Origin of the sequence: Kribbella sp. NPDC005582 (assembly GCF_040605415.1) — a bacterium.
Lineage (GTDB): Bacteria > Actinomycetota > Actinomycetes > Propionibacteriales > Kribbellaceae > Kribbella.
Genome location: NZ_JBEXCU010000006.1, coordinates 245,274 through 257,350, shown reverse-complemented (window position 1 = coordinate 257,350; position 12,077 = coordinate 245,274). Strand labels below are relative to the sequence as shown.

The following is a 12,077-nucleotide window of genomic DNA, read 5'->3' as shown; positions in this document are numbered from 1 at the left end:
CCAGCGGTTGAGGTCCGGCAAACCTATCAGCTCGGGTCGAGTTGACCCTGATAGGTCTCGGCGTCCATGAGAGCCTCGACCTCGGCGGGGTCGTCGACCTCGATGTCGAGCAGCCAGCCCTCGCCGTACGGGTCGGTGTTGACCAGGTCGGGCTGGTCGGCCAGCGCCTCGTTGACGGCGCGGACCCTGCCGTTCACCGGAGCGAACAGATCGCTCACGCTCTTGGTCGACTCCAGCTCGCCGCAGGCGTCACCGGCGCGCACCGCGCTGCCGACCTCGGGCAGCTGGACATACACGATGTCGCCGAGCGCGTCCTGGGCGAAGTCGGTGATGCCGACCCGCACCGGGCCCTCTTCATTGGCCTTCAGCCACTCGTGCTCGGCCGTGTACTTCAGGTCTTCGGGGTACACCGTCGGTCCTCTTTCTGGAGAGATCTGGAGCTACTTTGACGGGCTGGGCGCCGGGCGAGCGTAGCGATGCTCCTCCTGCGCGTGCAAAGCGGTGATGGCGACGTTGGTCTCCTCGTTCACGTCCGCCGTGCCGCCGACCTGGGGACCGGTCACTTCACTGACCAGCCCGCCGGGAAAGTTGGATGCCTCGGCCAGGCTGTGCGAGTCGCCGATCGCCTCGATCACGTACGGCGAGGTCACCTTCTGACCGTCGATCTTGATGCCGGGAGCGTCGTCGACGAAGTCGGTACTGGCCACCACCCGGACCGAACCGTTGATCTGGATCGCCTCGGCGCCGGCGTCCCGCAGCTCCTCGATCGCGTCCAGCAGGTTGCTCGACGTCATCTTGCTCTGCGGGTCGTTGAGCGTGATCCGGACGCCGGGACCGTGTGCGGGCAGCGTGCCGGCCAGGATGCCGAGCGCGCGGATCTGCGCCTCCGCCTGCTGCTTGGCCGTCTCGGCCTTGTCGGCGCTGGACGACAGCGTGTTCTTCCGCTCCTCCAGCTCGGCAATCTCGCCCTCGAGCCGCCGGGTGTTCTGGCCGAGGCCGTCGAGGATCGCGATCAGGTCTTCACGGCGCGCGTTCTGGTAGCCGTCGTCGGCGCGGTTCACCCGCACCTGGACGACCGCCGTACAGGCGACGAGGGCCAGTACGACCGCGACGATCGCCTGGCCGCGGGACGGTTTGAAACCGGCCTTCAGCCGCCGCAGAGCGAGGTTGGGCGTCCGCGGCTTCTTCGGCATCGGTGTCGGTTCCACCGGATGCGCCTGCTCTGGTTTCTCGTCGGTCATGTCAGGCCCGGAAGATGTGCCGGCGGATGGCGGCCATGTTGGTGAAGATGCGGATGCCGAGGACGACGACCACACCGGTGGAGAGCTGGGAGCCGACGCCGAGCTGGTCGCCCAGGTAGACGATCAGGGCGGCGATCAGCACGTTGGAGACGAACGAGACGACGAAGACCTTGTCGTCGAAGATTCCGTCCAGGAACGCGCGCAGGGCGCCGAAGACCGCGTCCAGCGCCGCGACCACCGCGATCGGCAGGTACGGCTGCGCCCATTCGGGCACGTCCGGGGCGACCAGCAGGCCGACCACCACACCGATGACCAGTCCGAGAACGGCGATCATTTCGAGCCACCGACCTTCGCGTATCGCAGCGCGATGGTCGCATCCGCCGGCACCAGCAAGGAATCCTCCGTCGTGATCGTCATCCGGACATCGAAGTTGCTGACCAGGTACTGCACCCACTGGCCGCCCGAGCTCTGCGCGAACCGGGCCGGCAGCGTCCCGGTGTCACCGATCGCCAGCACCGTGTACGGCGGGGTCAGCGAGCTGTAGTCGACCGTGATCGCGCTGCCCGCGCTGCGGATCGCGGTCATCGAGGTGAGCCGGTGACCGTTCACCGCGATCGCCTCCGCGCCGGCCGTCCACAACCCGTTGACGAGCTGCTGGAGGTCGACGTCGAGCAGCCGGCCCTCCTTGTCCGCGTCCTTGGCGTCGTTGACGACGACCTTGAGGCCGGGACCGGTGACCGCGATCGCGCCGGTCTGCAGTTCCAGGTCGTCGAGCTTCTGCTGCAGCGCCGCGCCGTCGTCCGCGCTGGTCAGTCCCCCGGCCTGCAACCCGCGGACCTCGTCGGCCAGCCGGACCTGGTCGGTGCGCAAACCGTTCAGCCGGGTGTCGGCCTGGGTGATCCGGGTGATCAGCTCCTTGCGCTGCTTCTCCGCCTCCGGCGCGCTGCGGTAGTTCTGCGCGGCGGCAACGGCGAGCAGGAAGCCGAGCACCAGTGCCGCCGCGGCGAGCAGCACCTTGTGCCGCGACCGGACCGGCTTGCCGTCCTGCTGGGTCCGGGCGGCGACGGCGTACCCCTCGTCGATCGGGTGCGCCATCAGGTTGTTCAGCAGCGACATCGAGGCGTCGACGCGACGCGGCTTGGTAGCGGGCTCGGTCACTGGCTACCGCGCCTTGTCGATTGGTTTCACCGTCTGGATCAGGTGCCGCAGCTGCTCGAAGTAGAGCACGCCGGCCCAGTAGTAGAGCGCCGTACCCCAGATCGCGAAGGCCCAGCCGAAGACGCGGGCCAGCAGGTTCAGCGTGCTGTCGCCGTCACCGAGCAGGAGCAGCGGGAAGGCGTAGAGCAGGCAGAAGGTCGCCGACTTGCCGAGGAAGTGCACCGGCAGCGCGTTGAAGCCGCGGCGGTGCAGCGCCGGCAGGGTGAAGGTCAGCAGCAGATCCCGCAGCGGCAGCGCGATCGCCAGCCACCAGGGGATGATGTCGCGCAGCGCCAGACCGATCACGGTGGCGAAGATGTACAGCCGGTCGGCCACCGGGTCGAGCATCTGGCCGAGGCGGGTGGTCTGGTTCATCCGGCGCGCGATCTGGCCGTCGGCCCAGTCGGTGAAGCCGGAGATCGCCAGCACCAGCAACGCCCAGCCGTCCTCCTGCGGCCCGAGCACCAGCCACAGGAACAGCGGCACTCCCAGCAACCTGAGGAAGCTGAGCGCGTTCGGGATCGTGAGCACCCGGTCGGACACTTCCAAGTCCGGCACGCGCCCCCTCCTCTCTCACCCCTGGCTCTGGTCACCCCTGAGGGGCGGTCGTAACTGTACTTGGGCGGACCGACAGGGCCATGCCCGGCCACGCGCGGGGCATGCCCCGGTGACCCGATCGATACGCAAGGGTGATCCTTGAGGCGACAGATGGGTGGGAGGTCCTCGATGAAGTTCCTGGTACTGATCTACGGCAACCCGGAGTCCCGCGCGGTGTGGGACGGACTGTCCGACGAGCAGAAGCGCGAGGGCATGGCCGGGTACGCCGCCTTGCACGAGGCGCTGGCCGAGCGCGACGAGCTCCTCGCCTCCGAGTCGCTGGCCGAACCGTCCGCGACCAAGCAGGTGCTGGTCCGCGACGGCCGGCCGCTGACCACCGACGGGCCGTTCGCCGAGGTGAAGGAACAGCTGGCCGGGTTCTACCTGCTCGACTGCGAGTCGATGGAGCGCGCTGCTGAGATCGTCGCGATGATCCCGGAGGCGCCGTACAGCGTCGTCGAGGTGCGGCCGGTGCGAGACCTGTCGGCGTACAGGTGATGGAGGAGGTACTGCGCGCGCAGGCGCCTGTCGTCTTGAGCGCGCTGGTCCGCCGGTACGGCGATTTCGACGCGTGCGAGGACGCCGTACAGGAGGCGTTGCTGGCGGCGTCGATGCAGTGGCCGACGGACGGCGTACCGGAGAATCCGCGCAGTTGGCTGGTTACGGTCGCTTCGCGGCGACGGATCGAGGTACTGCGCAATGAGGCGGCCCGGCGGCGGCGCGAGGAAGCGGAGGGGTGGCAGCCTTCACCGGAGCCGGCGGGCGCGGTCGACGACTCGTTGACGCTGCTGATGCTGTGCTGCCATCCGGAGCTGACCACGCAGTCACAGGTGGCGCTCACGCTGCGTGCGGTCGGCGGACTGACCACCGGTGAGATCGCCCGGGCGTTTCTGGTGCCGGAGGCAACTATCGGGCAGCGGATCAGCCGGGCGAAGGCGAAACTGCAGGGCGCCCGGTTCGCCTTGCCGCCGGCCGACGAGCTGCCGGCGCGGTTGAGCGCCGTACTGCATGTGCTGTATCTGATCTTCAACGAGGGGTACACCGCGTCGTCGGGAGCTGCGCTGCATCGGGTTGAGCTCAGCGCGGAGGCTCTTCGGCTCACGCGGCAACTGCGTGAACAGCTGCCGGACGAAGGCGAGGTTGCGGGGCTGCTGGCGTTGATGCTGCTCACCGATGCTCGGCGTCCGGCCCGGGCTACTGCTGAGGGTCAGCTGGTTCCGCTGCCTGATCAGGACCGCTCACTGTGGAACGCGGAGGCTATTGCTGAGGGCACCGAGCTGATCAGCGCCACCCTTGCCAGCGCCCCGGTCGGTCCATACCAGCTTCAGGCGGCGATCGCCGCCGTACATGATCAGGCAGCGACGGCCGACGCCACCGACTGGCGCCAGATCCTGATGCTCTACGAACTCCTCGAATCCACCGCCCCCGGCCCCATGGTCACCCTCAACCGCATAGTCGCCGTAGCCATGGTCCACGGCCCCGCCGCAGGCCTGGCCCTACTGGACGACATCGACCCGACTCTCACCAATCATCACCGCGTCTCGGCCGTCCGAGCCCACCTGCTCGACCTGGCCGGTGATACGGCCGCCGCCCGTGACGCCTACCTCCTGGCCGCCCGCCAAACCCAAAGCACCCCCGAGCGCCACTACCTGCAGTCCCGGGCCGACGCACTTCAGTCGTAGGTGGCCTGGAGGTGCCAGGTGGCTTGGCGGAGGGTGAAGAGCCAGGCACGAGTGTCGGCGGTGACGAACTGGAAGCGGGCTTGGCGGGTGGTGCCGTCGGGGTCCCACCAGCGTTCGTCGGTGGTCCAGGGGCCGGCCCAGGCGGTGATCGGGTGCAGCTTGTTGCTGTCGGCGACGCGGCGGCCGGGAGCGAGGCGGAAGGCAGTCGGTACGGCGGTGAGGTCGCCGCGAGCGGTCACCGAGACCTGGACACCATCGTCGCCGTAGACCTGGGCCGGGAGCGGGTCGGTGAAGACGGTGCTGGGGGCGAGTGCGGTGATCGCGCCGGGCCAGGGCTGGTCCGGTGGGCGAGCCGGGATCGGGCGGTCACCCCAGGGAACCATGGTCTGACGCTCGGCGAAGTCGCGGCCGCCGCCGATCACCACGGACACGACGGCGCCGTGCCCGAGCATGCTCTGCACCCTGGTCAGGGCGCGGTGGATCCGCTCGTCCGGACCGCCGCCCCACAGTCCGTCGGCCTGGGCACCGACCGGGTCGACCTGCTCCGGGACGAGCCGGATCCGGGTGACCGGTGAGGTCAGGTCACTGGTCGCCGTACCGCTGCCTTGGAGCTGCCAGCGGACCCGGTCGACCACATCGGCCGCGGTGAACCAGCGGGGGTGCAACCACTCCCGCTCGTGGATCCGGCCGGACTCGGTGCCGACCTCGACCCGCAGCGTCGTACAGACTCCGCCGATCTCGGTCAGCCGGGCGACCAACTCGTCGGCGACCGACCGGACGGCGAACGCCACCTGGTCGACGCGGTCCACCGGCGGCTCGAACTCGAGTGTGCGGGTGAGCTCCGGCGGCACCTCTCGCGCCACCACCGACCGGTCGTCCGCGCCGCGGGCCAGCTGATGCGCGAACGCGCCGTCCGGGCCGAACCTGCTCAGCACTTCGGTGGCGGACAGCCCCGCGAACGCTCCGAGCGAGCGGAGTCCGAGCCTGCGGAGCAGACCGGTGAGCGTCGGTTGCTCCAGTACGTCGACGCTGAGCGGCGCGAGGAACTTCGGTGATTCGCCGGGCGGTATCACCAGCACGCGGGTCTGCTCGGAACTCGTTCGAGCTGCCTGCTCAGCAGCGAACGGGCCGTCCGCCACCCCGATCCGCCCGCCCGGCACCTCGAACGTCTCGAGCCGATCAAGCAGCTTCTCCGCCGCCGCGGCCTCACTCCCGTAGAACCGGGCCGGCCCACGTGCCTTCACCGCACACATCCCTGGGCGGATCACCTGCACTCCCGGTGTCAGCGCCTCCAGGCACTCCACCACTGGCTCGAACGCGCGTGCGTCCGCCACTTCGTCGTACTTCACCACTGCGAGCTCTGGGCACCGCGCCTGGGCTTCCCGAGCGCGCTGTCCTCGTCGCACTCCCTCCCGGCGAGCAGCCGCCGAGGTAGCCAGCACTCGTCCCTTCTCCAGCACCGCAGCAGGTCCCTCCCCCAGCCCGGCCGCCACCACCGGCCAGTCCGGGACCCAGACCACCATCACTCTCATCCGACTGCCTCCTGCTGCCAGGTTGGCGCTGTGGTGAGGGCGGGCGGGGTGATGGTCTGGAGGGTGCCGTCGGGGGCTGGGAGCCAGAGGTGATGGCGGATAGGAGTAGTGCCTGCTCGGCGAGTGGTGACGGCGACGGTGGCTTGGCGGGCGGTGAGGATGCCTTCACCGTCGCCTAGGCCGGTCCAGGTGCTGCTCTCGATCTGAAGGCGGGCTTCACTGCCCGGCCAGGAGCCGGCGGCGATCAGGAGGGCGCCACGGGTGCGCAAGCGGGCCGCGAGGCGAGAGGCCTCACCAGGGGTGACCACACCGGGCGGCCGGACCACGACGACGGTCAGGGCGTCGACCAATGCGGCGACCACGTTGAGCCACTCGGAGCCGGGATCCGGCACCAGCACCAGGCGCTCCACGTCGACCCCCAGCGCCTGCGCCGCCTCCGCGCCGAACGACGGCAGCCCGACCACCCCGCACCAGGCGCCCTCCGCGGACGGGCCTGCCATCAGCGCCATCACCAGCGCGGTCGACCCCTGCACCGAGTACGCCGCGCCGCCGCGTAGCGAAGCGCCGGCCAGCAGCTCGGAGACCACGGGAGACGTCGGCAGCGCCCGGTCCACCGTGGCCGTGTCCAGCGCCTGCTGAACCCGTGCTTTGGCTCCTCGGGCCTTGGTTTTGGACAGGAAGGCACGAGCCTCGTCGAGCGCCGTGATCCCCGTCATGAACCCATGTTCGAACACCTGTTCGACCGTGTCAATCCGGCTGACCGCGCCCCCTCGAACAGTTATCGTCCGACCATGCTCCGTGTCGACCACCCCCGCTTCCAGAGCGCCCTGCGGGAGATCGAGGACAGCCTCGACGCCGCCTGGAAGACGCTCTGCGCGGAGTCCGACGTCACCCCCGGTACGCCGGAAGCCCGCGACCTGGCCGCGGTCGTGCTCCAGGACACCTCTGAGTTCGACTGGCGGGTCGTGGACGGAGCGCTCAAGCAGCTGACCTGCACCGAGTGCGGATCCGGCCTCGGCGCCGGCCCGCTCGGCTGCACCGCCTGCGACCTCGCGAACGGCTTCCGCTTCGCCGCCCGGGAGACCGACCGGCCGGGTGCCGCACCCAACAACGAGCACGCAGTCCGGGTGGCCTCGGCCGTCGCCCGCACCCGGCACCGCTACACCCCGCGCGCCCGGGCCGGCTACGAGATCGCGTTGCCTGGCCTGCTGGCCGGCCAGATCCCCACCACTCCCCAGGCCCAGCGCGCCAAGGACCGCATCAACCAGCTCAGCGACCAGGAGCTGGACCAGCTGATCGACCCGGAGGTCCTCCTGTGATCGACGCAGTGGTCCGGCACCACAACGATCTGGCGGCCTGGCTCGGCGGTCAGGCCGGTCCGGAGGTGCTTGAGCGTTTCCGGGCTGCTCACCGGCCGGAGTTCACGCTGGTCACGATCGACGGCGTCAAGCTCACACTCGATGAGCTGATGGGCGCGTTGGGTACCGCGCACAACGCCGTACCGGGGTTGACGATCGGCATCGAGCAGTTCGAGGTGCTCACGCAGTCCGGGGACACGGTGGTCTGCCGCTTCCTAGAGCAGCACTCGATCGGCACAGCCCGCCGGACAACCGCCGTACTGGTCGGCACGCAGTGGCTGAGCGTCCACGAAACCGCAGTCCTCTGACCGCCCCCGCCACCGAAGCCACCGTGCGAATGCGAGGAGTCGGCCGCCGAGTGTGAGGACCAAGGCGTCGGTAAGGGGTTTCCAGCGACCTGGTCCTCACACTCGTTGAAGTCGCCGCCCCCTGACACGCTGGCTTCGGTGGAGCGCGAGCGCACGGTGGCTTCAGTGGCGGGTGGGGCTGTGGATAACTCAGTGGGGTGAAGTACTGCTTCAGGCATCGTGGGCTGATGGAATACATCGGTCGCGGGTTCCTGCCTCGGCGCAGAATGGACCTGCTCTCTGCCGGAGTCACGCGGGCACAACTGGAGTCGGCATCCTGGATCTCGCCGCATTTCGGCTATCACCGGTCCACGCAGGTCAGAGACCCCATCAGGCAGCGCATCCTGGATGCGGTCGCAGTCATGCCGTACGGCGGAGTTGTCGGCGGCTGGGCTTCCGCATACCTGCAAGGCGTCACCGTGCTGGACGGTGGCTGGGGATCGGCCATCGCCGCGCACGGCCGCCTCGGTGAACCCGTCCTGGTGGCGATCCCGCCGAACAGCGTGGTGAATCGTGCAGGTATCCGGTCCTTGCGTGCAGCATTGGAACCCCAGGACATCACCCAGGTGGTCGGCATACCGTGCACAGCCGGCGTTCGGACGGCGTACGACCTGATGAGGTTCGCGCCCGACCTGACCGAGGCGGTGGTTGCGGGCGACTGTCTCCTCCACGCCGGACTCGCGGATCCGGCCTCGATCGCGGCGTACGAAGCTGCTCACTCCCGGCGTCGTGGTGTCCGCCAGTTGCGCGAGGCTCTGCCTTTGCTCAACGAGCGGGCGGCGTCGCCGCCCGAGTCGAGGCTGCGGATGATCTGTCGTGCCGCGGGCCTGACGCAACTCCTCGTCAACGCGCCGGTTCACGACCTCGACGGGAGATTCCTCGGCATCGTCGACCTGCTGGAGGGGTTTGCCGGTCTCGCTCTCGAGTACGACGGCGAGTACCACTGGGAGCTCGGCCAGCAAACCCGGGACAACTACCGTGAAGAGGGTCTCGAACGCAACGGTCTGACAGTCCTCCGAGTCACAGCTCTGGACCTGCGGAACCCGCCCGCCCTGATCACACGCATCCAAGAGGCTCACCGCGCCTGCCTGGCCAAGCCTTCCCCTGCTCGCCGCTGGCTCCCCCACGTCGCCTGACCTCCGCACACACCCCGACGTCCCCTCGAGTGTGACGACCGGGGCGTCGGAAACCCTTTACCGACGACCCGATCCTCACACTCGCTGGACGACTCCTCACACTCGCACGGTGGCTTCGGTGGCGGCGCACGGTGGCTTCGGTGGCGGCGCACGGTGGCTTCGGTGGCGGACTAGGGTGGTGGCATGGCCAGGACTGTTGCTACGAATACCAAGGTTGATCTCGAGGGGCTGCTGGAGTTCGTGCGGCCGCGTCATCACATGCTGCTGATCACCACCCGCGCCGACGGTACGCCGCAGGCCTCGCCCGTCTCCGGCGGTGTCGACCCCGAGGGCCGCATCGTCATCTCGTCGTACCCGCAGCGCGCCAAGAGCACCAACGTCGAGCGCAACCCCCAGACCAGCGTCCTGGTCCTCTCCGACGACTGGAACGGCGCCTGGGTCCAGGTCGACGGCGAAGGCGAGGTCATCCAGCTCCCCGACGCCGTAGAGCCGCTCGTCGACTACTACCGCTCCATCTCCGGCGAGCACCCCGACTGGGACGAGTACCGCGAAGCCATGCGCACCCAAGGCAAGTGCCTCATCCGCATCACCCCCACCCGCTGGAGCCCCATCGCCACCGGCGGCTTCCCCGCCCACCTTGCTGACTGACGAGGTGAGCGTTGCCACTTCGTGGTCGCGCATCGTCAGCTGGCTCGAAGCCAACGACCCAGCCACAGCCACCCGGATCAATCCACCGGCGACGACCGTCGATCTGCGCTATCTGCAGGCTGCGATGAACCGTCCGCTGCCGACGGAGCTGGTCGAATACCTGGAGATCGCCAACGGGACCGAGCACCGCTACATCCGGGGCGCGCTCGTCCCGCCGTTCTACAACCTGCTTCCAGTGATGGAGATGCTGTCGTCGCGGAAGATGCTGCGGGACATCCAGCGCGGAATCGGTGAGGCCGGCCCGTTGCTCGGCGACAGCGATCCGGCCGGGCATCCGCCGCACGAGTGGCTCGACTGCTTCCTTCCGATCGCGCTCGCGTACGACGGCGGTCTCCTGTACGTCGATCTGCGCGACGGCGACCAGTTCGGCTGTGTCTGGGAGTGGCACGAGTGGAATGTCGAGTCAGCGCCGTACTGGAGAGGCGTCGGCGAGATGCTCGCCGAGATTGCCGGCGCCTTCGTGGACGGACGTCCCGCTCCGACGAGATACCACTCGCCGGATCTTCCTCAGGTGACGGACGGCTATCTGCACTGGGGCGAACTCCCGGTCTGACCTCGTCAGTGGTTGGCGGTGGCGTTGCGGCGTTCCATGGTTTCGGTGATGCGCTTCATCGCGCCTTCGAGGTGATCGCGCAGCGCGGTTTCGGCGCCGGCTTCGTCGTGGGCGGTGCAGGCGTCGAGGATGGCCTGGTGTTCGCGGCGGGTCTGTTCGATGCGGGCCTTGGTCTGGCGGGAGCCGAAGCGATAGCGCTCGCTGTTCTGCCAGACGGGTTCGATCGCGCGCGGGAGCCAGCGGGAGCCGCCGGCGCGGTAGATCGCGAAGTGGAACTCGGTGTGCGCCTGGCGGGAGGCGATGTTGTCGCCGAGCTTGGACAGGCGGACGTGTTCGGCGAGGGCGGCGCGGGCGGCGGCCGCGTCGGCCTCGGTGAAGCGGGTGGCGGCGGCGCGGACTGCCAGCGACTCCAGGGCCAGGCGGGTCTGGTGGGTGTCGCGGAGGTCCTCGACGGACAGCTCGCGGACCCAGGCGCCCTTGTGGGGCACGATCTCGACCAGTCCGAGCGCGGCCATCCGGCGCAGCCCTTCGCGGATCGGCATCTGGCTCATGTCGAGGCGCTTGGCGAGCTCCTCGAGCCGGAGCGCGGTACCACTGGGCAGTTCACCGGACAGGATCAGCTCGTGCAGCTCGGCGGCGGCTTCCTCGGCGAGAGTACGACGGCCGGTCGGTCCCCCAGGCGTGAGCTCGAGACGTCGGGTCATTGGGGCGGGCTGCCTCTCTCCTCCACACAGAACAGCTCTGGGAGGTAACCGTACGGCAGGTGGGGCCAAAGTTCAGCCGAGGGCGGTGAGATCCAGCAAAAACCGTGCACCGGAAGCGGATCGGTCCAGAACTTCACTGACCCGGGCTGCCGGCAACAACTCGACCTCCGGCCGCAGTCGCGCCGGTGCGATGTCCGCCAAAGCCTGACCGATCGCACCGGGTTCGAGTGTCGTCCGTTGCACGTTGACCGGCAGCACTCGCAGGTCACGGCCGATCAGCTGATGCAGATCGAGTGTTGTGAACTCGCCAGTCTTGTAACCCAGCAGGGCGATCCGTCCGCCCGGTGTGATGTGCCCGAGCACGCCACTGGTCACCGGACCGCCCAGAGTGTCGACGGCCAGGTCGCACCACGGCAGGTCGCGACCAACTTGACCGAGCTCGTCCACCCGCACGATCTGGTCGACCAGATCACCCACCAGCTCCACGGGCTCGACGACTCCGGCCAGACCGATCACTCGCGCCGCACCGGCTGACCGGGCGACGGCTGCGCAGAGTCGCGCGACCAGTCCGGTGATACCGGTGACGACGACCGTCTCACCAGCGAGCACCTGCCCAACACGCCGTACGGCGGTGTGTGCCGTCAAAGCCGGGGTGAGCAAGGCCAGCGCCGTCGCCGGCTCCATCGACTCAGGTACCGGATGGACAGCCGCGTCAGGTACGACGGCGTACCGGCCCCACAGTCCAGGTCGCGTCACGCCGACCCCTTCGCCACGCAGCACCACTCCGGCGCCGGTGGCGGCGACTGCCGAGCTCACCACCACACCGAACCCCTCGGAGCCCGGTGTGAACGACGGTGCCGGCTGCTTGCCGCTCAGCACGGTACGGTCCTGAGACGTCACCGCGGCCAGTCGCATCTCGACCAGCGTCTCCCCCGGTCCGGCGGTCTGCTCGATCTCCTCGACCGCGAGCTCCGGTCCTGGACCGTGACTGCGCAGCACGGTCCCTTCCTGCGACCTCATCC

The 12,077-nt window shown here is 69.1% G+C and carries 16 protein-coding genes; 7 read left to right on the top strand and 9 right to left on the bottom strand.

Annotation, left to right across the window (positions count from 1 at the left end; all coding sequences use genetic code 11):
• Window positions 1–26: 26 nt before the first annotated feature.
• Genes gcvH through ABZS29_RS30515 form a run of 5 tightly spaced genes read right to left on the bottom strand, consistent with a single transcriptional unit; the run spans window position 27 to window position 2,996 of the window.
• Entirely contained in the window at window positions 27–410 is a 384-nt protein-coding gene (gcvH, locus tag ABZS29_RS30535) for a glycine cleavage system protein GcvH (protein WP_355467075.1), read from the bottom strand.
• A 30-nt stretch (window positions 411–440) separates the two neighbouring features.
• The gene (locus ABZS29_RS30530) at window positions 441–1,241 is read right to left on the bottom strand and encodes a DUF881 domain-containing protein (protein WP_355467073.1); all 801 of its coding nucleotides are present in this window, start codon (window positions 1,239–1,241) and stop codon (window positions 441–443) included.
• A 1-nt stretch (window position 1,242) separates the two neighbouring features.
• Entirely contained in the window at window positions 1,243–1,575 is a 333-nt protein-coding gene (locus ABZS29_RS30525) for a small basic family protein (protein ID WP_132285273.1), read from the bottom strand.
• The gene (locus ABZS29_RS30520; protein ID WP_355467071.1) at window positions 1,572–2,399 is read right to left on the bottom strand and encodes a DUF881 domain-containing protein; all 828 of its coding nucleotides are present in this window, start codon (window positions 2,397–2,399) and stop codon (window positions 1,572–1,574) included. The genes ABZS29_RS30525 and ABZS29_RS30520 overlap by 4 nt, the downstream gene beginning before the upstream one ends.
• A 3-nt stretch (window positions 2,400–2,402) precedes the next feature.
• Entirely contained in the window at window positions 2,403–2,996 is a 594-nt protein-coding gene (locus ABZS29_RS30515) for a CDP-alcohol phosphatidyltransferase family protein (RefSeq protein ID WP_132171818.1), read from the bottom strand.
• Window positions 2,997–3,164: 168 nt separating this feature from the next.
• On the opposite strand from ABZS29_RS30515, the gene ABZS29_RS30510 reads away from it, so the two are divergent.
• Complete coding sequence (locus tag ABZS29_RS30510) at window positions 3,165–3,533, top strand: YciI family protein (RefSeq protein ID WP_355467068.1); 369 nt, start codon at window positions 3,165–3,167, stop codon at window positions 3,531–3,533.
• Window positions 3,533–4,717, top strand: coding sequence for a DUF6596 domain-containing protein (locus ABZS29_RS30505; protein ID WP_355467066.1), 1,185 nt, complete (start codon window positions 3,533–3,535; stop codon window positions 4,715–4,717). The genes ABZS29_RS30510 and ABZS29_RS30505 overlap by 1 nt, the downstream gene beginning before the upstream one ends.
• Here ABZS29_RS30505 and ABZS29_RS30500 read toward each other — a convergent pair.
• Together ABZS29_RS30500 and ABZS29_RS30495 are read right to left on the bottom strand one after the other, a co-directional pair.
• Window positions 4,708–6,249, bottom strand: coding sequence for a DNA polymerase Y family protein (locus ABZS29_RS30500; RefSeq protein ID WP_355467064.1), 1,542 nt, complete (start codon window positions 6,247–6,249; stop codon window positions 4,708–4,710). The two genes, ABZS29_RS30505 and ABZS29_RS30500, sit on opposite strands and share 10 nt — an antisense overlap.
• On the bottom strand, window positions 6,246–6,965 hold the full coding sequence (locus ABZS29_RS30495) for a hypothetical protein (RefSeq protein ID WP_355467063.1): 720 nt from the start codon (window positions 6,963–6,965) through the stop codon (window positions 6,246–6,248). Before ABZS29_RS30495 ends, ABZS29_RS30500 begins: the two co-directional genes overlap by 4 nt.
• A gap of 75 nt (window positions 6,966–7,040) precedes the next feature.
• Between ABZS29_RS30495 and ABZS29_RS30490 the strand changes: the two genes are divergently transcribed.
• The 5 genes from ABZS29_RS30490 (at window position 7,041) to ABZS29_RS30470 (ending at window position 10,351) form a co-directional block, all read left to right on the top strand.
• On the top strand, window positions 7,041–7,568 hold the full coding sequence (locus tag ABZS29_RS30490) for a hypothetical protein (RefSeq protein ID WP_355467061.1): 528 nt from the start codon (window positions 7,041–7,043) through the stop codon (window positions 7,566–7,568).
• Window positions 7,565–7,915, top strand: a complete 351-nt coding sequence (locus ABZS29_RS30485; protein WP_355467060.1) for a hypothetical protein — start codon at window positions 7,565–7,567, stop codon at window positions 7,913–7,915. Before ABZS29_RS30490 ends, ABZS29_RS30485 begins: the two co-directional genes overlap by 4 nt.
• 227 nt (window positions 7,916–8,142) lie before the next feature.
• Window positions 8,143–9,090 carry a hypothetical protein gene (locus ABZS29_RS30480; RefSeq protein ID WP_355467058.1) on the top strand — a complete coding sequence of 316 codons (948 nt, stop codon included), beginning with the start codon at window positions 8,143–8,145 and terminating at the stop codon, window positions 9,088–9,090.
• Between the two features lie 183 nt (window positions 9,091–9,273).
• Entirely contained in the window at window positions 9,274–9,738 is a 465-nt protein-coding gene (locus ABZS29_RS30475) for a PPOX class F420-dependent oxidoreductase (protein WP_355467056.1), read from the top strand.
• A gap of 4 nt (window positions 9,739–9,742) precedes the next feature.
• Window positions 9,743–10,351, top strand: coding sequence for an SMI1/KNR4 family protein (locus ABZS29_RS30470; protein WP_355467054.1), 609 nt, complete (start codon window positions 9,743–9,745; stop codon window positions 10,349–10,351).
• 5 nt (window positions 10,352–10,356) lie between these two features.
• On the opposite strand, the gene ABZS29_RS30465 is transcribed toward ABZS29_RS30470, so the two are convergent.
• Together ABZS29_RS30465 and ABZS29_RS30460 are read right to left on the bottom strand one after the other, a co-directional pair.
• Entirely contained in the window at window positions 10,357–11,055 is a 699-nt protein-coding gene (locus ABZS29_RS30465; RefSeq protein ID WP_355467052.1) for a GntR family transcriptional regulator, read from the bottom strand.
• A 72-nt stretch (window positions 11,056–11,127) separates the two neighbouring features.
• Window positions 11,128–12,075 (bottom strand): zinc-binding alcohol dehydrogenase family protein, encoded by a 948-nt coding sequence (locus ABZS29_RS30460; RefSeq protein ID WP_355467050.1) that lies wholly within the window; start codon window positions 12,073–12,075, stop codon window positions 11,128–11,130.
• Between the last annotated feature and the right edge of the window lie 2 nt (window positions 12,076–12,077).

Excerpts from the sequence above, each read along its gene's own strand:
- ABZS29_RS30530 (WP_355467073.1), bottom strand. The coding sequence starts at position 1,241 with ATGACCGACGAGAAACCAGAGCAGGCGCATCCGGTGGAACCGACACCG.
- ABZS29_RS30525 (WP_132285273.1), bottom strand. The coding sequence starts at position 1,575 with ATGATCGCCGTTCTCGGACTGGTCATCGGTGTGGTGGTCGGCCTGCTG.
- ABZS29_RS30510 (WP_355467068.1), top strand. The coding sequence starts at position 3,165 with ATGAAGTTCCTGGTACTGATCTACGGCAACCCGGAGTCCCGCGCGGTG.
- ABZS29_RS30505 (WP_355467066.1), top strand. The coding sequence starts at position 3,533 with ATGGAGGAGGTACTGCGCGCGCAGGCGCCTGTCGTCTTGAGCGCGCTG.
- ABZS29_RS30500 (WP_355467064.1), bottom strand. The coding sequence starts at position 6,249 with ATGAGAGTGATGGTGGTCTGGGTCCCGGACTGGCCGGTGGTGGCGGCC.
- ABZS29_RS30495 (WP_355467063.1), bottom strand. The coding sequence starts at position 6,965 with ATGACGGGGATCACGGCGCTCGACGAGGCTCGTGCCTTCCTGTCCAAA.
- ABZS29_RS30490 (WP_355467061.1), top strand. The coding sequence starts at position 7,041 with ATGCTCCGTGTCGACCACCCCCGCTTCCAGAGCGCCCTGCGGGAGATC.
- ABZS29_RS30480 (WP_355467058.1), top strand. The coding sequence starts at position 8,143 with ATGGAATACATCGGTCGCGGGTTCCTGCCTCGGCGCAGAATGGACCTG.
- ABZS29_RS30475 (WP_355467056.1), top strand. The coding sequence starts at position 9,274 with ATGGCCAGGACTGTTGCTACGAATACCAAGGTTGATCTCGAGGGGCTG.
- ABZS29_RS30465 (WP_355467052.1), bottom strand. The coding sequence starts at position 11,055 with ATGACCCGACGTCTCGAGCTCACGCCTGGGGGACCGACCGGCCGTCGT.
- ABZS29_RS30460 (WP_355467050.1), bottom strand. The coding sequence starts at position 12,075 with ATGAGGTCGCAGGAAGGGACCGTGCTGCGCAGTCACGGTCCAGGACCG.